Genomic DNA, 19,524 nt, shown 5'->3' on the forward strand with positions numbered 1-19,524 from the left:
AGGACGGGCCGGATATCGGACTCAGCGAGTACGCAGCAGCCGGCGGGTGAGGGGCTGGGCCGCCAGCAGGCGATAGGCCAGCAGAGACGATCCCAGCAGCAGCGGCACCTTGGCGATCTCCCACAGGATGGATGCGCCCTGCGGGCCAAACACGAAGAGCCAGACCACCAGCATCATGTGTAGGCAGTAGATCCCGAGCACTTTGGGAGCCTGGCGCTCAAGCCAGCTGCCTTTGCCCCACTCGGGGTTGGCCAGCAGCAGGCCAAACAGACCGAGAGCCCAGGGGAGGGAGCCGAGCAGGAAGTCGTGGCGGGTGAGCGGCACCGCGGCGAAGTGCAGCAGCGCCCAGGCTTCACATCCATAGAGCGCCACGCCCCCCAGCAGCAGTTGCCAGCCGGTGCGGGCATCGGGTTGCCACTGACGCTGGCGCAGCAGGGCCCCGAGCGCCACAAACAGCAGGGAGAAGAAGGGGCCGTTACGGGTGAGCAGTGGCCACTCGGCGCCCAGCAGTGGCTTGGCATAGGAGCCCCCCAGCAGCGCCAGCAGGTAAAGGCCAAGACCCAGCCAGAGGGCGAGCGTTGGCCTACCCAGCCGGTAGCAGAGTGCCAGCAGGCTCACCGCCATGATCAGGGCAGGCAGGAACCAGAGATGGATCATGCCGCCCACCAACCAGCCGTTGAAGGGGTCGGCGAGCTGGAATTGCCACTGTCCGCGCAGGGAGGCCAGATAGCCCTGCTGCACGGCATCCAGTGGATTGAACGGCACCAGCAGGTAGACCAGACTCCACACCAGCCAGAGCAACAGCAAGGGGCGGCAGTAGTGCCAGGCCACGGTCAACGGCGCCTCGCGACTCAGTCTCGGCTGCAGAAAGTAACCGGCGCAGAGGAAAAACAGCGGCACGGCAAAGCGGCATAACTGGTTGATGGTGCCGCTCAGCCAGAGCCAGGATCCACTTCCCCACAGGGCGGGATTGAACGGATTGGCGAAGGGGGAGACGTGAATGGTCATCACGGCCAGAATGGCCAGTACCCGCCCGCACTCGATACTGGAAATACGCATGGTGGCTCGTCGTTACAGGGGTTGTGATGGCATGCTAAAATTCTTGCTGCCAGGTTACAACCAATTGATTCTATTAGTGTGAATCACGCTGTTGAGTAGTTACGTTTTGTAACGGGATGGCGGAAGGTGTTACCTGTAACGGGAGCAAGCTCCCGTTTTTTGGGCGCACTCATGCAGATAAAAAAAGCGAGGCAGGTGCCTCGCTTGGTTGGGGATGTCGAGCTTACTGGTGAGTCAGCATGCTGCTCTGGTTGGCTGCCAGGGTGGTTCTGCCCGAGCTCTCCAGCCAGGTTTTGATCCGCTTGGCGTCGGCGACCCGATCGTTGGTGGTTTCGGCATTGAGCAGCACCATGATCACCGGCTCACGATTGACCTTGGTACCCAGCACCAGACAGCGGCCCGCTTCGCGGATATAGCCGGTCTTGGAGAGGGTGAACTCCCATTGCCCTTCGCGGATCAGCCGGTTGGAGTTGAGGTAGTGCAGCTGACGCTTGTTGGTACGCACATAGCTCTGCTCGTCGGTGGAATATTGGCGGATCAGCGGATAGGAGGCAGCTGCGGCGGCGAGCTTGGCGAGATCCTGCGCGGTGGAGACATTGCGCGGGTTGAGCCCGGTGCTGTCGGCGTAGCGGGTATTCCACATCCCCAGCATGCGGGCCTTGGCATTCATCGCCTCGACAAAGGCACGCTGGCCGCCGGGATAGTGGCGGGCCAGCGCCGAGGCGGCGCGGTTTTCAGAGGACATCAGGGCGATATGGAGCATTTCGGCGCGGCTGAGCCTGGAGCCGATGGCCAGGCGCGAGCCGGTTCCCTTGATGCGGTCGATGTCGGCATTGGTCACGGTGAGCATTTCGTTGAGGCGCAGGTTGGCATCCAGCACCACCAGCGCCGTCATCAGCTTGGTGAGTGAGGCGATGGGCATCACCCGGTTGCCGTTGCGCTCGGAGATCACCTCGCCGGTTCTGTGGTTGGCCACCACGAAGGCAGCCGAGCTGAGGTTAGGCACATCCCGTCGCTCGAGAAAGCCGCTGCTGCTCTTGCTGCTGGCGGAAAAGGGGTTGGCATGGGCACTGTCCATAGCGGCCGGCAGCATTACTGCGCCAAGCAACAGGGGAAGGAGGGAACGCATCATCATGATCAGCTCTACCGGACGAAATACAGGGATATCTCGCTAAGTTATATGTCGTGAACTGGCGCTTCACAATCATTCTCACCTTGATATTGATAATTTACGGCGTTGAGCGCGCTCTGACGGCGAGGAGAGCGTAAAAGAGGTCTCCATGGAGTCTTTTTTTTGCATTGAAACTATGGACTGGCCGTGATGGCGAGCGGAAGCCGGCGCTAAAAAAATCGGGACCAGAACGGTCCCGATTGGCATGGAGCATTGCTTACCGTTTAGTGGGCATCTTCCTGCTTTATCTTGAAGCGCATGGCGATCACCACGAACAGCAGCGGGCCAATGATGGTCCAGACGCCAGTGGAGATATCGCCGGAGATAAAGGGGGCCACCACGGTAAAGACGTTGCCGAAGGCGACCAGGAGCAGGCTGATGATGGTGGCCAGCAGTACCGAGCCTGCGCTCTTGAAGAAGATCAGATCCTTGCTCAGCGCCGGGTTGTTGCGATAGCGATACCAGGCGTAGATGAGGAACATGTAGGGCAGGGTCATGCCGACGTTGGTCATGGTGATGATCAGCTCGTAGAGGGCGGCTGCCCCTTCCGGGTTGATCAGGGTAAAGATGGACTTGGCGGCAATGAACAGACAGACCACCCAGGCTTGCACCTTGAGGGCTTCAATCCGCACGCCATTCTCGTTCTCGCGCTGGAAACGCTCCGGCCAGAAGTAGCTCGGGGTGCCGGTGATGAACTGGCGCAGCGGTGCGTAGGAGAGGGCGATAAAGGCACCCAGATAGCTCAGGAACATGCCCAATCCGGCAAAGCGCATGAACACCTGTCCCAGCCACTCGCCACCGAGATGGCGCCCCAGCTCCAGCATGATGATGAAAAGGGCAGAGAGGGAGGTGATCCCCTCGGCCGGGAAGTCGCTCCAGCGCATGATTGAGCCGACCGCCATAAAGCCGATGATGTAGCAGAGTACGATGAAGGCGCCGGAGAGGAAGATGCCGCGCTTGAGGTCACGCTCCGGATCTTCCAGCTCGTCAGCCACCCCGGCCATCGCCTCGACCCCGCCGTAGGCGAAGATGGCGAACACCATAAAGCCGAGGAAGGGGATGATGTCGTTGAAAGCGGCATTGGGAGACGCCGTCAGCGATGCCTGGGTGAAGGGCTCCTGCAGAGTCATGCCGCTCACCGCGAAGGTGAAGACGCCCCCGACCAGCAGCAACACGTTGAGCGCCACTACGGAGAGGCCGCCGATGGCCGCCACTTTGGCGAAGCGGGCGCTGCCCAGAGTGATGAGCTTGGTGACGGTGGCAACCAGCGCGATGGCGACCACACCCAGAATAAAGGGGCCGAAGTCGATGCCGGTGCCCAGGGTGACCGGGATGACGGTGATGTCGCGGCCAAACAGCATGAAGGAGAGGGGCACCCACATAGAGAGCGCCTTGCCAAACATCCAGATGACGTAGGAGGCGAACCACATGGTCAGCCCGATAAAGGCGTAACGGGTCGAGACCGAGTGGCGCATCCAGGTAAAGATGCCGCCCGCCTCTTTGCGAAAGCCGGTACCAAACTCAATCATCATCAAAATGAACGGGATGAAGAAAAACAGACCGCCGATCACGAACATCGGAATGGCGGCATATCCCATTCGGTAAAAACCGATCCCGATATTAGTGACGCCAAATACCGATGTTAATATCATCAATATAAAGGCGCCCAACTTCAGCTTTTTTGCCGACATATTAAAAACTCCCTGATGGTGCTGGATTTAAAATAATCAAAAATTAAACAGACGAAACCGGACCCATTAATAACGCGGTAGCGCCATGCCATCCTGCTGTGGCGGGCGCGATCGGGTCATCTCTGACCGGGCTGGCTTACCCGTCAGGCGGTCAATGAATGTATGGGCGGAGCGTCATGGTCTGTGCCATGCGCGGTATTGGTCAGCGTTGCCGAAAATTAACTGTGAACGATTTTATCATTAATGCTGCTGGGCAGGTAAGTTTCCCGAATGAAGCTGTGGCTGAAATAAACAGACCTGCCAGTTAATTGATACGTTGCGGATGTAAACATTTACGCCCGGGCTGACACTTATTTCCATTATTCGTATTCGGCATATTTGGCGGAGTGAATTACGCCATCCTGTCAGATAAATCTGCACCAATGGCGACAGCGCTTATCCTCCCAGCCGGGTCAGCAGCACGCCGCCGGTGATAATGGCCGCCGCCGTCAGCCGCATGCGCCCGAGCGGCTCTTTCAGCAGCCAGACCGAGAGCAGCATGGCAAACAGCACACTGCTTTCGCGCAGAGCCGCGACCACGCCAATGGGGGCTTGGGTCATGGCCCAGATAACAATCCCGTAGGCGAGCAGTGACATGGCACCTCCTGCAATTCCCGCCATCGCATGGCGACGGATCTGGCGCCATGCGTTGCGTTTCTGGTGGACGAGCAACACCAGCAGCATCGCCAGCCCGGTACAGGCAAAGAGCCAGAGGGTGTAGCGTACCGGTTCACCCCCTGCGCGGGCGCCGGCACCATCCGAGAGGGTATAGGTCGCCGTGAACATGGCCGTGATCAGTGCTGCCCGAACCGCTTTGCTGGCAAGGCGCTGCTGCCCGCCTCGCCAGGCCATCAGCAAGACCCCCATGATCAGCACGCAGGCGCCGATGATGCCGCCGTAACCGGGGTAGTCCCCCAGCAGCAGGGCACTTAACGCCATGGCGAGCAGCGGGGCACTGCCACGGGCCAGCGGATAGATCTGGCCAAAATCGCCCTGATTGTAGGCATGGCTGAGAAACAGGCAGTAACCGATATGGAGCAGGACTGAGAGGCCGAGCCAGGGCAGCTCGGCAGCAGAGGGAAGCCCCATTGGCAGCAGCGCCACGGCGGCGATAAGCCCTGAGAAGATCGCCACCAGTGATACCCCCACCAGCCGCTCTTCGCCAATTTTGACCAGCGCATTCCAGCTGGCGTGAAGCAGGGCTGCCAGCAGAACGGCAAAAAAGACGGTGGTGCTCATGGGAAAGGGCTCTCGGGCGATGGGGGTCAACAGCATACCCGCCCGGAGCCTGACTGGCCGAGATCTTTATCAAGGCTTCGGCTTTTCGGGGCTCCCCTCCTGCGTGGTGGCGTTACCCAGCTGCCCCAGCACCAGTTTGGGATGGGGGTCAGTCTGCAGCGGAATATCCTGCAACTCTGTTCCCTGCTGATGGCGATGGATGATCCCGGCGGCCATCTTGCCCAGCGCCTCGTAGCTGCTGATGGTGCCAACGCTGCAGCCGTGTTCAACGAACAGCTCGGCACTGCAGATGGTGGGGATGGCTGCCTCGTTCAGTGCATTCAGCAGACGGGGGGCGATGGAGAGCAGATAGCTGTCTGCGGCCAGAAAGACGATGTCGTTTTTGGCATCCTGTTGCAGCCGCTTCAGTTCGTTGTCCAGCCGCCGTGGGTCAGGGGCCATCCGCCAGGTGACCATCTGCCATTGATAGCGTTTCGCCTCGTTGAGCAACATATCGGCCACCAGCAGGGTGTTCTGCTCCCGCGGGTTGAAGGGCAGCAACAGCCGTTTGCCGGTGGCCAGATGCTCGCTGGCATTGGCCAGTTGCAGCGCCATCGGCACCATGTTGCTCACTCCGGCCACCATGCTGTTCTGGGCTTTGTCTTCCGAGAGGATGTCTGCCCCGACCGGATCGGATACCACGTTGAAGATCAGTGGCTTGCGGTTAGCCACCAGACTCTTGGTCATGGTGGTGGCGGTGGTGCCAAAGGTGTAGATGTAGTCGTATTCGGCCAGTTTCGGCAGCATCTGCTGGCGCAGCATGGTCGCCAGCGCCGTGCGATCCTGATTGGCATTGTAGACGGTGATAGTGGTCTGATAGCCAAGTCGGGTCAGCTCTGCCCGAAAGCCCGCTTCGGCTGCGGTTTCACCGCGCCACAGTACCATGGCGATAGAGAGGGCGTGAGCCGGCAGGGACAGCAACAACAGCAGTGTAACAAGCAGTTGACCCCTCATTTTTTCACCTCCCGTGCAGCCCCTTGTCTGATGAGCCTAGGCCACTTTTTCCGGTCGTGAGCGACGCCCAGCAAAAAGCGCGATGGCAAGCCATCGCGCTTTGGGTATCCGCAAAACTTCGATTAGAAGTCGTAACGGGCAGCCAGCTGGAAGTCATCCTGGTTGGCTGTCGCTTTGCCGGCAACGCTGTCCAGATTGTTGATGCGGTACTCGCCAATCACCCGCAGGTTCTTGTTGAATTTGTACTGGGCACCCAGAGTGTAGTAGTCCACGTTGTCTTTCTTGGTACCGGCTTTGTCCTGCTCCTGTTTGTTCCACAGGGCCATCAGACCGAAGCCGTTCTCGAAGTTGTAGCCCAGTGCGGCTTCCCAACCGGTGTGATCGGTGCCGGTCGCCAGGAAGTCGCTGCCATCGGCATAGCTCAGGGCGGCATAGGCAGCCTTGTTGTCGAACTTGGCGGAGATCAGCCACAGCTTGGCATCTTCTTCACCGCTCTTGTCGCGGATACCGACGTTGTATGCGGTACCCAGAGACAGGTTGAACGGGAAGGTGTAGGCCACGGCAGCACCGTAGGCCGCGTCGCTATCCTTGCTGGTGGTCTCTTCGGTGTCACCACCGTCGAACTTGTAGCTGGTGTCGAGCTGGAAGCCATTGAACAGGCCGGAGTATTTCAGCACGGAACCGGCACGGTTGGTGGCGAAGGTGTCGGTCTTGGCCCCCAGCGCTTCGTTGCCGTAGCCGTCGGAAAGGGAGACATCAGTCCAGTCGGCCAGGAAACCCGGGGCCCCTTTCTGGCGACCGAAGGTCACGGTACCCCAGTCAGCGCCCACACCGGCGAACGCCAGACGGGTACGCAGGTTGTCGGAGCTCTCGCTGATGGTCTTCTCGCTGTCGTTGATGTACATCTGCACTTCGTACTGGGCCAATGCTTTCAGACCGCTCTGGATCTGGGTCTCGGCCTTGGCGCCGAAACGGACAAACTGGTTGGCCCCTTGCTTGGCGCTGTAATCCTTGGTGCCATTCGGGTTGGCAGTATCGACGTTTTCTTTCTTGTCGCCAAAGAATTGACCGGCGTAGATGCGGCCATAGAGGTCCAGCATGGAGGTGTCATTTTTATACACTTCAACGGCTTGAGCCTGGAAGGCTGCGGTGAGAGCCAGTGCCACTACAGTCAGCTTTTTCATCTTAATCCCTTGTGGTGTTGCAAGCTTTTGTTTTGAAAACGGGGTCATGCTAGGCAGCGGGGATGACAGCGGGGTGACAGTTGGATGAAGAGTCGATGGCAATTGGGTTGCAATTGGATGAATTGGCTACATTCTTGCTCGCAGCGGCTACTTTTGTGCGCAAAGGTTTGCCCTTGTGGTAGAATGCCGCCCGTTTTCGAGCTCCATAGGTTGGATATGCGATGAGACGTGAACTGGCAATCGAGTTTTCCCGAGTGACGGAAGCGGCTGCACTGGCTGGCTACAAGTGGCTCGGACGTGGTGACAAGAATATCGCTGATGGGGCGGCCGTAGCGGCCATGCGCCACATTCTCAACCAGATCGAGATCGATGGTGAGATTGTGATCGGCGAAGGTGAAATTGATGAAGCGCCGATGCTCTATATCGGCGAGAAGGTCGGTACCGGACACGGCGACGCGGTGGATATCGCGGTCGATCCCATCGAGGGTACCCGCATGACTGCCATGGGTCAGGCCAACGCGCTGGCGGTGCTGGCTGTGGGCGACAAGGGTTCTTTCCTGAAAGCGCCTGACATGTACATGGAAAAGCTGATCGTCGGGCCCAAGGCCAAAGGCGCCATCGACCTGGATCAGGCTCTCGAGCTGAACCTGAAGTCCGTGGCCAAGGCGCTGGGCAAGCCGCTCTCCCGTCTGACCGTCATTACCCTGGCCAAGCCGCGTCATGACAAGGCAATCAAGGAAATGCAGGGGCTGGGCGTGCGTGTGTTCGCCATTCCTGATGGTGACGTTGCCGCCTCCATCCTCACCTGTCTGCCGGACAGCGAAGTCGACATGCTGTATGGCATCGGCGGCGCACCGGAAGGGGTGATCTCCGCTGCGGTGATCCGCGCGCTGGATGGCGACATGCAGGCCCGTCTGGTGCCGCGTCACCGCGTCAAGGGCGACAGTCCGGAAGTGCGTGCGCTAGGCGAGCAGGAAATTGCCCGCTGCGAAGCGCTCGGTATCGACGTCAACAAGGTACTCAAGCTGGAAGACATGGCGAAGAATGACAACGTCATCTTCTCCGCCACCGGCATCACCAAGGGTGATCTTCTGGATGGCATCACCAGCGATGGCGTGATGGCGACCACCGAGACTCTGTTGATCCGTGGTAAATCCCGTACCATCCGTCGTATCAAGTCGATCCATTATCTTGAGCGCAAAGACAGCGTAGTACGCGACATTATTCTGTGATGTGGTGAATACTGGTCGGCGGCAAGTCCCGTACTAGTGCCGCCGTATCAAGTCGAACCATTATCTGGAACGCAAAGACAGCGTAGTGCGCGATATCATCCTGTGATGATGGCTCGCTGAACTTCCCGTGTTGTCTGAAGCCCGATCGCCCGTGCGGTCGGGCTTTTTGTTGTGCGCCAGCTACGTTTGTGCCGCCGCTTCGGCTATGGTGGCTCAGACCGTCCCAAAGGAGTGGAGTCTATGGAGTGTCGTAGCGGCTGCGCTGCCTGTTGCATCGCCCCCAGTATCAGCAGTGCCATTCCCGGTATGCCAGATGGCAAACCGGCTGGTGTCCCCTGTATCCAGCTCGATAGCGCCCTTGGCTGCAAGATCTTCGGTCAACCGGAGCGGCCGGCGGTGTGCGGCGGTTTTCGCCCCATGATGGATGTGTGCGGCAGCCACCGTGCCGAGGCCATCTGGCTGATAGGCGAGCTGGAGCGGCTCACCACCTGACGAGGGCAGGGCGAAGAGATAAAAAAAGAGGCCGCATCATGCGGCCTCTCGCGTTTCTGTTTGTCGGGGATCAGATCCCCGCCAGTTCCAGTGCCTGACGATAGTACTCGTTGGCCTTGTTGGTGAGGCGGCGTTTGTCCATCAGCTGGCCGAGGGCGTGGTAGGCGGCGGCGCTCGGCGCCCGCTCCACCTCCTGTTCCAGCAGCTTCTGGGCATCGTCCAGTTGACCTGCCAGCAGATAGAGCTGGGCCAGTGCGGTGTCTACCTCCGGTTGCCCCTGCTGTTTTTGCAGCAGTGCCAGCAGCGGCTGGTAACTCTCGAGTTTCAGCTTGGGCAGGCGAGCCAGCAGCTGCGGCATCGGCTGTTTGCGCAGCGCCTCCTGCCACAGGGTGGCGGCCTCGCCATCGGCACCCAGCTGGCGCAGCAGATCGCCGTAGCAGGCCAGCAGTTCTGGCTCCAGGCGCAGTTTGCGCGGCAGATCCTGCCATACCGCCTTGAGGGTCTCGAGGCTGCCGGCAGCCTGTTGCAGACGACCACACCAGGCCTGTTGCAGTAGATCTTCTTCCTGTTTCGGGGTCAGCTTGCCTACCTTGTGCAGTGCCGGGATCAGGTCGCACAGAGCGCTCCAGTCCTGACGGGCCAGATGCACCTGGCGCAGCTGATCCAGCACCATGGGGTGGCGCGGGTTGAGGGCGTAGACCGACTCCAGCATCGCCAGCGCGGTATCGTACTGGCCCTGCTCGATCTGCAGTTGGGTCTGGGTCAGGGTGAGCGCCAGCTCGGCTTTGGGATTCTCCTCCTGCGCTTTTTGCAGGTATTGATCCCGGCGCGCGTCGTCACCACGGGCCTGCGCCGCCTTGGCGGCGCTCAGGTAGTTGAGCAGCGGGGTGTCGCTGTTGCTGGCCCCCTTGATCATCAGCTTTTCAGCCTGACTGTAGTGCCCTTCGGCCATCGCCAAGGTGGCGGCAACGGTCTGTTGATTGGCCTTGCGGCGGCGGCGCGAGCCGTACCAGCCGAGGGTCTTGCGGCGCAGGCCGAATACCCGGCCCAGCAGCCACTCGACGATCAGCAGGGCGCCGTAGAACAGCACGGCCAGGATCACCGCGCTGGTGACGGAGGATTCGATGGTGTAATTGCCAAGGGCAATCAGCACATAGCCCTTGTTACCGGAGGCTTGCGGGCCAAAGATCAGCCCTGCGACCATCACGGCAACCAGAATGATTATACGGATCATGGTGCCCTCCTCAGCTGCTGGCCAGAATGCGTTGCAGGCGTTCGGTCAGCACCTGCTCCAGCATGGCCTGGGTCTTGAACTGGGCCGGATAGTCGATCTGGATCTGCTCACCCTTGAGCTTGTCGATCTCGCCCTGCATGTAGCGGGTGGCGCTGTTGTCGGTGTCGAAATACTGGGTCAGCCAGCGTTGGGCCTTGTCCAAGCTGTCTTCGTAGAGTGCCTGCTGCTCGCGATAGACGGAGAGCTGGGCCTGCAACAGCTTGGTCTTGAGGTTTTCACGCAGGAAGATCTCCTGCTGCGGCGAGAGCAGCGCCTCGACCGCGCCATCGCGGCGACGGATGGTGACGAAGTTCTCGGTGAACTTGACCCAGTTCTTCTTCAGGTTGCTCTCCCACTCGTCGGGATTGGTGCTGACCGCCTGATCCGGCTCGGCCTTGGCTTCCGGCATGCTGACGGTGGAGAGGGGCAGCAGCTCGATCTGGTCAGAGAGCGCAGCCAGCTTGAGGGTCAGCCCCTCGCGGTCGATGCGCGGCATCCCCTTGAGCTTGGCGATATCCTCGGCCAGCGCCTTGCGGATCGGCATCAGGCTGGGATCGTTGAGGGCGGCGATGCGCTCGTCGGCGTTGCCTAGCAGGGTGATGGCGGAGACGAGGTCATGCTCCAGCCACAGCTTGCGGCCCGCCATTCGTACCAGATACTCGGATTCGGCCAGCATCCAGTCGTTGGGGCGCTTGTCATTCAGATCCAGTACCCGGTTCTGCAGACCCTGCATCTCCCCTTGCAGCCGCTGCTGGGTTTGATCCAATGCGGCCAGCTGCTCGGCATCCTTGCTGCTGGTCTGGTCGATCTTGCTCAGGGCGCTCGCCAGTTGCTGCTTGAGCTGGGCCAGTTCGGCCTGCTGGGCTACCGCATTCTTGTGACCGTGCAGATAGAGACCGCCGGTCAGGCCAAGGGCCAGCAGGATGGCGACCCCTCCCAGTACGGCACCGGAGCGGCTCTTGCTGCCATTGACCACAGCGGTCGGCTGGGGTTTGACCTGGGATTCTTGTTGTTCTGTCATTCCATCTTCCTCAGTTCCAGTGCGGCCGTCAGGGCCTGGTTGGATGCACCTTGGGCAATCGTGATATGGATAAAGCCCGCTGTACTGGCCATCTCGGCCACGCGCGGGCTGGGGACCACCAGCAGGCGGTCAAAAAGCCAGGGCCGCTGGTGGTCGGGAACCAGCTCCAGCAGCCGTTGCAACAGTTCACCACTGGTAATGAGCAGGCTGTCCAGCCCCGCTGCCTGCCAGTGGTGTGTCAATGTGTCCCCGTCCAGCTCGGGGTAGTGGCGCTCATAGGCTGCACAATAGTGCACCAGAGCACCGCGTGAGGCCAGCGTGCTGGCGATGAGATCCCGCCCGCCATTGCCACGCAGGATCAGCACCCGTTTGCCAGCTACCTGCTGCAGGGCGAGCAGGGCCAGCAGCCCTTCGCTGCGCGAGTCATCCGGGCAGATCGCCGCGATGCCGATGGCGGCAAAGGCATCGGCGCTGGCCTGACCCACCGCAAAGTACTCAATATGTGGCCAGGTCTGACCAGTTTGCAACAGAAAATCGTGTGCAAAATGAACGGCATGGATGCTGACGGCGATAACCACGTCGGCACTGCGCAACAGGTCGGGCAGGAGAGGGAGTTCGCTGCCCGCCACGGTTTCCAGCAGCGGGCAGTAGAGTGGTGCATGGCCGTGCTGGCGCAGCAACTGCATCAGCTCGGCGGCCTGAGTGGCCGGACGCACCACCAGCGGCGTCATGCGCGGTAGACCTCGGCCAGGATTTCGTCGGCACCGGCGGCTAGCAGGCGCTGGGCCAGCTGCTCGCCGAGGGCCTCACCATCGGCCAGCGGACCGCGGATCTCGTCGCGGATTACTTGGGTGCCGTCCGGGCTACCCACCAGACCGCGCAGCCAGATCTGCTCGCCGTCGACCAGTGCGTAGGCACCGATAGGCACCTGACATCCCCCTTGCAGGGCGCGATTCATAGCGCGCTCGGTCAGCACCCGGGCGCGGGTCTCGGCGTGCTCCAGCGGCGCCAGCAGGGCGTGCAGTTCTATATCGTCAAGGCGGCATTCGATGCCGACAGCCCCCTGACCGTTGGCGGGCAGGCTCTGCTCCGGCTCGATAAAGGCAGTGATGCGGTGCGCCATCTCCAGTCGTTTCAGACCGGCTGCGGCGAGGATGATGGCGTCGTACTCACCGGCATCCAGCTTGGCGAGGCGAGTGTTGACGTTGCCACGCAGGTCGCGGATCACCAGATCCGGGCGGGCGGCGCGCAGCTGGCACTGGCGGCGCAGGCTGGAGGTGCCGACCACGGCCCCTTGCGGCAGTTCGGCAATAGCCTTGAAGCGGTTGGAAACGAAGGCATCGCGGGGATCTTCCCGCTCGCAGATGGTGTGCAGGCCGAGCCCCTCGGGGAACTCCACCGGCACATCTTTCATGGAGTGAACGGCGATATCGGCCCGCCCTTCCAGCATGGCGGTCTCCAGCTCCTTGACGAATAACCCTTTGCCACCGACCTTGGCCAGCGGGGTATCGAGGATTTTGTCACCCTGAGTGCTCATGGGCACCAGTTCGACCTGCAACTGCGGGTGCAGGGCTTCGAGCCGGTCTTTGACAAAGTTGGCCTGCCACAGGGCCAGCGGGCTCTTGCGAGTGGCAATTTTCAGGGTTCGGGCTGCCATATCAATCAGTTGTTTCATTTTTAGAAGGAAATCGATATTACCACCCTTTGCCCGGGCTTTCATGGCGGAGCCGGCAAAAGCGGGGCCAAGCTCAAAAATGCATGCTGAAAATGATTTTCATTAAGCAAGTGGTGTTGATTAATTCGTTGAATGTATTGGAATTTAATGATTTCTCCTGATACTTGATGTGGTCATACCAGAAATAATCTGGTGTTTAGCCGAAGGCTTGTTTACCACCGCTGTTTGCATTGTTAACATGATCACACTTTTTTGACGTATCCCCCTTTTGGTGCGTCATTTTCACTTAGGTGATAGGCAGGGCATTGCAGGAACACATCGATACGCTGGTTGCGCGTTATGACGACATTACCCGTCTCAAGACGCAACGGGCGTTAGGCCTCATGAGTCGCTACGGGCAGCAGGTATTCCAACTGCTGCCTGTCATGCTGCACTTCAATCATCCCCTGCTGCCCGGTTATGTCTCCGGTGATGTCCCTCATGGCATCTGGAGCTTCAGCGCCACCGCCGAGCAGCAAGCCTTTATCGATGACCTCTGCCGCAACGCCAACTGTCAGAGCGGCCTTGCCACCCATGATCGGGCCATTCAGGGGCTCTACTCCATGGGTAGCACCTCCTCCATCGGTCAATGCTGTCACTCCGATCTCGATATCTGGGTCTGCCACGTGGCCGGTTTGTCGCAGGAGCGGCTCGATCTGCTGGAGCTGAAGTGCCAGCAACTCTCCAAGTGGGCCGAACAGCGCGGGGTCGATCTCAACTTCTTCCTGATCCCGGAAGACAAGTTCCGCCAGACCAACGATGCCCAGATGCAGGGGGAGAGCTGCGGCAGTGCCCAGCACCTGCTGCTGCTCGACGAGTTCTACCGCAGTGCCATGCGTATCGCGGGCAAACGCTTGATCTGGTATCTGGTGCCCACCGAGTGTGATGATCACTACGATGCGTATGTGAACGAGCTGTTCGAGAGCGGCAAGCTCAAGCAGGACGACTGGCTCGATCTCGGCAGTTTTGACCGTATTCCGGCCGAAGAGTATTTCGGCTCCGCCCTGTGGCAGCTCTACAAGGGGATCGACTCCCCCTACAAGGCGGTGCTCAAGTCGGTGCTGATGGAAGCCTACTCCCACGAGTATCCCAACACCCGCCTGCTGTCGATGATTGGTCGCGACTGGTTCCAGCACAACGAGGGGATGCACTACCGGCTTGACAACTACTGTCTGATGCTGGACAAGGTGACCAACTACCTCAAGTCCATCGGCGACATGGCGCGGCTCGATCTGGTGCGCCGCTGCTTCTACCTCAAGGTGTGCGACGGTCTCAGCCATCCCAAGGACGATCACTCCCCCGAGTGGCGCCGCGAGCAGATGAGCCAGCTGGTCTCCTACTGGGGCTGGAGTCAGGACAAACTCTATCAGCTCGATCATCGCCACGAGTGGAAGATCGAAGAGGTGAAGGTCGCTCACGCCGAGCTGCTGGAAGCCCTGATGCAGAGTTACCGCAACCTGATCCAGTTCGCCCGCCGCAACAACATCAGCGAGTCGATCAACCCGGAAGATATCGGCATTCTGTCGCGCAAACTCTACGCCGCGTTCGAGAGCCTGCCGGGCAAGGTGCAGCGTATCAACCTCAAGATCGCGCCGGATCTCAGCGAGCCGGATCTCAGCTTCGTGCAGGTGCCGCATGGTCGCCTCAACCGCGCCGGCTGGTATCTCTACAAACATTCGCTGGAGCCGGTGGACATCATTGGCCGCGCGCCGCTGGAGTTCAACGGTTACATCAGCAAGCTGGTCTCCTGGGCCTACTTCAACGATCTGTTGACGCCCCAGTCGCGGGTGCACCTGTTCAATCAGGGTTCGGATCTGCACATCGACAATCTGCACCAGTTCTGCCGCGATCTCTCCGGCTGCTTCCCCGAGAAGTACCCGCTGGCCACCAACCTGGCCCTCAGCCGGCCGTGCGAGATCCGTCAGCTCTCCATCTTCCTCAATCTGGAGATGGACCCGACCAGTCACTGGGTCGGTCAGGTGATCGAATTTGACGCCAATACCGTGGATGTCTTCTCGTTCGGTCGCAATCAGGAGTGTCTGGTGGGATCTGTTGATCTGGTCTATCGCAACTCCTGGAGCGAGATCCGTACCCTGCACTTCCAGGGGGATGAAGCCGTGGTCGATGCCCTCACCACCATCCTCGGCAAGATGCATCAGGATGCCGCCGCCCCCGAGATGATCGAGGTGTTCTGCTACAGCCAGCACTTCCGTTCTCTGGTGCGCTCCCGCTTCCAGACCCTGGTGGCGGAGTGTATCGACCTGCGCCTAGCCCGCGACAAACAGCAGCTGGTCAAGACCATGGCCCTTGGCCGCGAGAAGTACGGCATCTTCTTCGAACGGCGCGGGGTGTCGGTGAAGAAGCTGGAAAACGCCATCGATTTTTACCGTCACATCTCCCACAACAAGCTGGATCACCTGCCGCTGCGGCTCGACAAGACCCACAGCCAGCATCTGCCGAGCATCGTCGATGCCTACGCCAGCGAAGGGTTGGTGCAGTTCTTCTTCGATACCCGTGATGCGGGCACCAACATCTATATCCTCGATGAGGCGAACCGGGTGGAGATCTACCAGCACTTTGCCGGCAACAAGGATGAGCTGGTGGCGGGGGTCAACCGCTTCTACACCTCCAATCACGAGCGGTTCAGCGATGATGGGCAGTTCATCAACTTCAACCTGCCCCAGTACTACGAGATAGTACAAGTGAATGGCGAGCTGGATGTGATCCCCTATCGCAGTCAGGGCACTCTACGCGAACAGGTGCCGCCCGCTCGAGAAGTGGGCTGACCCGTCAGTTGGAATCGCAATAAAAAACGGCCTGCAGATGCAGGCCGTTTGCTTTGCCGGAAGGGCTCACGCGCCGAGGCGGGCCAGTAGCCAGCTGCGAATGTCGCCCAGCTGCGGGCGGCAGATCTCGTGACGCATCGGGTACTCGTGCCACTCGGGGGCGAGTCCGGCGCTTTCCAGCCGGTTCTTGGCATCCCAACCCAGCGACAGGCTCACCACATCGTCGTAGATGCCGTGCATGTAGCAGATGGGCAGGGTGCGAGCAGCCTGGCTCATCTCGCCGAGCAATTTGTCGGGGGCTGCCAGATAGGTGGACATGCAGAGCAGGCCAGCCAGCACTGCCTGGTAGCGCAACGCGGTGAAGGAGGCAATCACCCCGCCCTGAGAGAAACCTGCCAGCACGATATGCTCGGGGGCAAACCCGTCGGCCACCAGCTGATCGAGCAATGCGACAATCTGGTCGGCTGATTCACGGACATGGGACTCCACGGCCCGCTCGGCGGGATCCTCGAAGCTCTTGATGTCGTACCAGCCGCGCATCTTGTAGCCCATATTGATGGTGATGGGGCGCTCGGGGGCATCCGGCAGCAGGTGACGCACCGGTAGCTCGGCGGGCAGATCCAGCGCATCAACCAGCGGGGCGAGACCGGCGCCGGAATCACCCAGCCCGTGTAGCCAGATCACCGCATGACGGGCGCCCTGCGGGTGCAGGTCAATCATGGGAACATCACCTCTTCGCCCGCCTGGGCGGAGCAGGATTGGCTCAGCAGCGCCTTGAGCTCGTGGCCGAAGCGGTTGTCGATCCAGGTGTCACCCTGCAGTTCGAAGTGGAAGCCGTTCTCGCGGGTGGCGACCCAAATCTGGTGCAGTGGCTCCTGCTTGTTGATGATGACCTTGGTCTTGTTCTCGAAAGAGAGGGTCAATACGCCGCCGCTGCGTTCGCAGTCGATATCCGGATACCCCTCGTCGAGCGTGTCTTCCACATATTGGAAAAAGGCGTCGGTCAGGGCGTGATACTCGTGATCCTTCATCGGTTTATCCTGTTGCTTTTAACAATGTGAGTGCGATTATAGAGGGCCAAAAATTTTTTCGCAGCGAACCATTATGATCACCCAGTTCACCAAGTGTCTGCTTGCCACTCTTCTGTCCCTCGGGTTGGCCGCGTGCGGTCTGAAGGGGCCGCTCTATATGCCGCCCCCCGAGCAGCCACAGAGCCAGAGTACACCGCAAGCAGCACCGCCTGCGACCACTGAGGCTGCCACCGAGGCCGCGCCGCACTAATGCCGCACCCATTCTAGGAAGGAACCGCCCCCTTGGATCACTTTAACTACGACGCCGACGGCCAGCTTCAGGCCGAGCAAACCTCGCTGCAACAGCTTGCCGAGCAGTACGGTACCCCGCTTTACGTCTACTCCCGTGCGACCCTCGAGCGCCACTGGCACGCCTTCGACAAGGCTGCTGGCGATATTCCCCATCTGATCTGCTATGCGGTGAAGGCCAACTCGAACCTGGCGCTGCTCAACCTGCTGGCCCGACTGGGCTCGGGGTTTGACATCGTCTCCGGTGGCGAGCTGTCGCGGGTACTGGCGGCGGGCGGTGATCCGGCCAAGGTGGTCTTCTCCGGGGTCGCCAAGAGCGAGGCCGAGATGCGCCTAGCGCTGGATAAAGAGATCCTCTGCTTCAATCTGGAGTCGGAAGCCGAGCTGGAGCGCCTCAATCGGGTGGCGGGCAGCATGGGCAAGAAGGCTCGCGTCTCGGTGCGGGTCAATCCGGATATCGATGCCGGTACTCACCCCTATATCTCCACCGGCCTCAAGCAGAACAAGTTCGGCATTCCCATCGAGCTGGCGCCAGCCATCTATCGCAAGGCGGCCGCGATGGCGAACATCGAGATCGTCGGGGTGGATTGCCATATCGGCTCGCAACTCACTGAACTGAATCCCTTTATGGAAGCGGCTGACAAGTTGCTTCGGTTGATCGACGGTCTGGCGGCGGAAGGGATTCATATCCACCATCTGGATGTGGGCGGCGGTCTGGGGGTCAACTACGGTTCCGAGCAGCCACCTCATCCGACCGAGTACGCCGAAGCGCTCAAGCAGAAGCTGGCGGGCCGGGATCTGACCCTGCTGTTCGAGCCGGGCCGCGCCATCGTCGCCAATGCCGGCGTGCTGCTGACCCGAGTCGAGTACCTCAAGCCGGGCGAGACCCGCAACTTCGCGCTGATCGATGCCGGCATGAACGACATGCTGCGCCCTTCGCTCTACGGCGCCTGGATGAACATCATCGAGGTAGATAGCCGTGCCGGCCATGCTCCCGCGATCTATGACGTGGTGGGCCCAGTGTGCGAGACCGGCGACTTCCTCGGCAAGGAGCGCACCCTGGCCATTGCCGAGGGCTCCCTGCTGGCAGTGCGCTCGGCCGGTGCCTACGGCTTTACCATGTCATCCAACTACAATACTCGTCCGCGTGCCGCCGAAGTGCTGGTGGATGGTGCCGAGGCGCACCTGATCCGCGAGCGGGAGCAGTTGGCCGATCTCTGGCGCGGTGAGCACCTGCTGCCCTGATGCAGTAGATAGAGACGACAGAATTTTACAGCCCTGACAGCACAGGAGTGCACTATGCTGATAGGTTTTTCCAGGATGCATGGGGCTTTGGACAACGACTTCATGGCGCTTGACGACCCTTGGGTCGGTGAATTTTTACAGCCCTAACAGCACAGGAATGCACGATGTTGATAGATTTTTCCAAGATGCATGGCTTGGGCAACGACTTCATGGTGGTGGATGGCGTCACCCAGAAGGTATTTTTCAGCAATGACGTCATCAAGAAGCTGGCAGATCGCCACTTCGGGATCGGCTTTGACCAGCTGCTGCTGGTGGAGCCGCCCTATGACCCTGAACTCGACTTTCACTATCGCATTTTCAATGCCGATGGCAGCGAGGTGGAGCAGTGTGGCAACGGTGCCCGCTGTTTTGCCCGTTTCGTGCGTCTCAAGGGGCTGATCAACCGGGATCGCATCGCGGTCAGTACCGCCCGGGGTCGCATCGTGTTGCAGCTGGAGGGGGAGAATCAGGTCACGGTCAACATGGGTGTTCCCCAGTTTGAGCCGGGCAAGATCCCGTTCCGGGCCCAGAAGGCAGAGAAAACCTATCTGTTGCGGGCGCAGGAGCATACCGTGATGTGTGGCGTGGTCTCCATGGGCAATCCCCACTGCGTCATCGAGGTGCCTTCGGTCGCCGATGCACCGGTCGAGACGCTCGGTGCCATCATGGAGCGCCACGAGCGTTTTCCCGAGCGGGTCAACGTTGGATTCATGGAGATGGTCAATGCCACCGAGATCAAGCTGCGGGTGTTCGAGCGGGGCTGTGGCGAGACCCTGGCCTGCGGTACCGGTGCCTGTGCGGCGGTGGTGATTGGCATCAGTCAGGGCAAGCTCAAGGAGCGGGTCACCGTCAGTCTGCCGGGCGGCAAGCTGACCATCGCCTGGAAGGGGCCGGGCCAGCCGGTCTATATGACAGGTCCCGCCGAGCATGTGTTTGACGGCCAGATAGAGGTTTAGCCGATAAAGGTTCAGGTACGGGGGGCGTTGGCCCCCTTTGCCCATGATGTCGGGGCAGCGAGCCCCATTTC

18 protein-coding genes are annotated in these 19,524 nt (G+C 60.3%); 6 read left to right on the forward strand and 12 right to left on the reverse strand.

The window, feature by feature from the left end:
• Positions 1-21 precede the first annotated feature (21 nt).
• The 6 genes from ACTG1P_RS14905 to ACTG1P_RS14930 form a co-directional block, all read right to left on the reverse strand.
• Positions 22-1,059 carry an acyltransferase gene (locus ACTG1P_RS14905; protein ID WP_440001603.1) on the reverse strand — a complete coding sequence of 346 codons (1,038 nt, stop codon included), beginning with the start codon at positions 1,057-1,059 and terminating at the stop codon, positions 22-24.
• A 223-nt stretch (positions 1,060-1,282) separates the two neighbouring features.
• Positions 1,283-2,194, reverse strand: coding sequence for a D-alanyl-D-alanine endopeptidase (pbpG, locus tag ACTG1P_RS14910; protein WP_201995729.1), 912 nt, complete (start codon positions 2,192-2,194; stop codon positions 1,283-1,285).
• A gap of 260 nt (positions 2,195-2,454) precedes the next feature.
• Positions 2,455-3,921 carry a glutamate/gamma-aminobutyrate family transporter YjeM gene (yjeM, locus tag ACTG1P_RS14915; protein WP_440001604.1) on the reverse strand — a complete coding sequence of 489 codons (1,467 nt, stop codon included), beginning with the start codon at positions 3,919-3,921 and terminating at the stop codon, positions 2,455-2,457.
• Between the two features lie 435 nt (positions 3,922-4,356).
• A complete protein-coding gene (locus ACTG1P_RS14920; protein WP_440001605.1) occupies positions 4,357-5,235 on the reverse strand; it encodes an EamA family transporter in 879 nt (292 codons plus the stop codon).
• A 33-nt stretch (positions 5,236-5,268) separates the two neighbouring features.
• Entirely contained in the window at positions 5,269-6,192 is a 924-nt protein-coding gene (locus ACTG1P_RS14925) for an ABC transporter substrate-binding protein (protein WP_206900671.1), read from the reverse strand.
• A gap of 122 nt (positions 6,193-6,314) precedes the next feature.
• Entirely contained in the window at positions 6,315-7,376 is a 1,062-nt protein-coding gene (locus ACTG1P_RS14930; RefSeq protein ID WP_440001606.1) for a porin, read from the reverse strand.
• A 221-nt stretch (positions 7,377-7,597) separates the two neighbouring features.
• Here ACTG1P_RS14930 and glpX point away from each other — a divergent pair, with 221 nt between their 5' ends.
• Positions 7,598-8,608 (forward strand): class II fructose-bisphosphatase, encoded by a 1,011-nt coding sequence (gene glpX, locus ACTG1P_RS14935; RefSeq protein ID WP_005336386.1) that lies wholly within the window; start codon positions 7,598-7,600, stop codon positions 8,606-8,608.
• A 240-nt stretch (positions 8,609-8,848) separates the two neighbouring features.
• Positions 8,849-9,100: a YkgJ family cysteine cluster protein gene (locus ACTG1P_RS14940; RefSeq protein WP_005336384.1), complete on the forward strand. Its 252-nt coding sequence runs from the start codon at positions 8,849-8,851 to the stop codon at positions 9,098-9,100.
• A gap of 70 nt (positions 9,101-9,170) precedes the next feature.
• Here the strand turns inward: ACTG1P_RS14940 and ACTG1P_RS14945 are convergent, their stop codons facing one another.
• The 4 genes from ACTG1P_RS14945 to hemC are packed head-to-tail and all read right to left on the reverse strand — an operon-like array spanning position 9,171 to position 13,051.
• A complete protein-coding gene (locus ACTG1P_RS14945) occupies positions 9,171-10,334 on the reverse strand; it encodes a heme biosynthesis HemY N-terminal domain-containing protein (RefSeq protein WP_421330353.1) in 1,164 nt (387 codons plus the stop codon).
• Between the two features lie 10 nt (positions 10,335-10,344).
• Entirely contained in the window at positions 10,345-11,394 is a 1,050-nt protein-coding gene (locus ACTG1P_RS14950; protein ID WP_076495577.1) for a uroporphyrinogen-III C-methyltransferase, read from the reverse strand.
• A complete protein-coding gene (locus ACTG1P_RS14955; protein ID WP_440001607.1) occupies positions 11,391-12,125 on the reverse strand; it encodes a uroporphyrinogen-III synthase in 735 nt (244 codons plus the stop codon). The genes ACTG1P_RS14950 and ACTG1P_RS14955 overlap by 4 nt, the downstream gene beginning before the upstream one ends.
• Complete coding sequence (hemC, locus tag ACTG1P_RS14960; RefSeq protein WP_440002311.1) at positions 12,122-13,051, reverse strand: hydroxymethylbilane synthase; 930 nt, start codon at positions 13,049-13,051, stop codon at positions 12,122-12,124. The genes ACTG1P_RS14955 and hemC overlap by 4 nt, the downstream gene beginning before the upstream one ends.
• Positions 13,052-13,374: 323 nt before the next feature.
• Between hemC and ACTG1P_RS14965 the strand changes: the two genes are divergently transcribed.
• Complete coding sequence (locus ACTG1P_RS14965; RefSeq protein ID WP_440001608.1) at positions 13,375-15,894, forward strand: class I adenylate cyclase; 2,520 nt, start codon at positions 13,375-13,377, stop codon at positions 15,892-15,894.
• Between the two features lie 66 nt (positions 15,895-15,960).
• Here ACTG1P_RS14965 and ACTG1P_RS14970 read toward each other — a convergent pair whose 3' ends face one another.
• Positions 15,961-16,614, reverse strand: a complete 654-nt coding sequence (locus tag ACTG1P_RS14970) for an alpha/beta hydrolase (protein WP_440001609.1) — start codon at positions 16,612-16,614, stop codon at positions 15,961-15,963.
• Positions 16,611-16,925, reverse strand: coding sequence for an iron donor protein CyaY (gene cyaY / locus ACTG1P_RS14975; protein WP_440001610.1), 315 nt, complete (start codon positions 16,923-16,925; stop codon positions 16,611-16,613). Before cyaY ends, ACTG1P_RS14970 begins: the two co-directional genes overlap by 4 nt.
• 73 nt (positions 16,926-16,998) lie before the next feature.
• On the opposite strand from cyaY, the gene lptM reads away from it, so the two are divergent.
• From lptM to dapF, 3 genes are all read left to right on the forward strand, one after another.
• On the forward strand, positions 16,999-17,175 hold the full coding sequence (lptM, locus tag ACTG1P_RS14980) for an LPS translocon maturation chaperone LptM (protein ID WP_019444858.1): 177 nt from the start codon (positions 16,999-17,001) through the stop codon (positions 17,173-17,175).
• 32 nt (positions 17,176-17,207) lie between these two features.
• Entirely contained in the window at positions 17,208-18,458 is a 1,251-nt protein-coding gene (gene lysA, locus ACTG1P_RS14985; protein WP_088868282.1) for a diaminopimelate decarboxylase, read from the forward strand.
• A 164-nt stretch (positions 18,459-18,622) separates the two neighbouring features.
• Complete coding sequence (gene dapF / locus ACTG1P_RS14990) at positions 18,623-19,453, forward strand: diaminopimelate epimerase (protein WP_440001611.1); 831 nt, start codon at positions 18,623-18,625, stop codon at positions 19,451-19,453.
• Positions 19,454-19,524: the final 71 nt, after the last annotated feature.

The sequence above is a fragment of the Aeromonas sp. 11P genome (assembly GCF_051920165.1).
In the GTDB taxonomy this organism is placed as follows: Bacteria; Pseudomonadota; Gammaproteobacteria; order Enterobacterales; family Aeromonadaceae; genus Aeromonas; species Aeromonas veronii.

Excerpts from the sequence above, each read along its gene's own strand:
- ACTG1P_RS14925 (WP_206900671.1), bottom strand. The coding sequence starts at position 6,192 with ATGAGGGGTCAACTGCTTGTTACACTGCTGTTGTTGCTGTCCCTGCCG.
- pbpG (WP_201995729.1), bottom strand. The coding sequence starts at position 2,194 with ATGATGATGCGTTCCCTCCTTCCCCTGTTGCTTGGCGCAGTAATGCTG.
- ACTG1P_RS14945 (WP_421330353.1), bottom strand. The coding sequence starts at position 10,334 with ATGATCCGTATAATCATTCTGGTTGCCGTGATGGTCGCAGGGCTGATC.
- hemC (WP_440002311.1), bottom strand. The coding sequence starts at position 13,051 with ATGGCAGCCCGAACCCTGAAAATTGCCACTCGCAAGAGCCCGCTGGCC.
- ACTG1P_RS14920 (WP_440001605.1), bottom strand. The coding sequence starts at position 5,235 with ATGCTGTTGACCCCCATCGCCCGAGAGCCCTTTCCCATGAGCACCACC.
- yjeM (WP_440001604.1), bottom strand. The coding sequence starts at position 3,921 with ATGTCGGCAAAAAAGCTGAAGTTGGGCGCCTTTATATTGATGATATTA.
- ACTG1P_RS14950 (WP_076495577.1), bottom strand. The coding sequence starts at position 11,394 with ATGACAGAACAACAAGAATCCCAGGTCAAACCCCAGCCGACCGCTGTG.
- ACTG1P_RS14930 (WP_440001606.1), bottom strand. The coding sequence starts at position 7,376 with ATGAAAAAGCTGACTGTAGTGGCACTGGCTCTCACCGCAGCCTTCCAG.
- ACTG1P_RS14905 (WP_440001603.1), bottom strand. The coding sequence starts at position 1,059 with ATGCGTATTTCCAGTATCGAGTGCGGGCGGGTACTGGCCATTCTGGCC.
- ACTG1P_RS14970 (WP_440001609.1), bottom strand. The coding sequence starts at position 16,614 with ATGATTGACCTGCACCCGCAGGGCGCCCGTCATGCGGTGATCTGGCTA.
- glpX (WP_005336386.1), top strand. The coding sequence starts at position 7,598 with ATGAGACGTGAACTGGCAATCGAGTTTTCCCGAGTGACGGAAGCGGCT.
- ACTG1P_RS14955 (WP_440001607.1), bottom strand. The coding sequence starts at position 12,125 with ATGACGCCGCTGGTGGTGCGTCCGGCCACTCAGGCCGCCGAGCTGATG.
- ACTG1P_RS14940 (WP_005336384.1), top strand. The coding sequence starts at position 8,849 with ATGGAGTGTCGTAGCGGCTGCGCTGCCTGTTGCATCGCCCCCAGTATC.
- cyaY (WP_440001610.1), bottom strand. The coding sequence starts at position 16,925 with ATGAAGGATCACGAGTATCACGCCCTGACCGACGCCTTTTTCCAATAT.
- lptM (WP_019444858.1), top strand. The coding sequence starts at position 16,999 with ATGATCACCCAGTTCACCAAGTGTCTGCTTGCCACTCTTCTGTCCCTC.
- dapF (WP_440001611.1), top strand. The coding sequence starts at position 18,623 with ATGTTGATAGATTTTTCCAAGATGCATGGCTTGGGCAACGACTTCATG.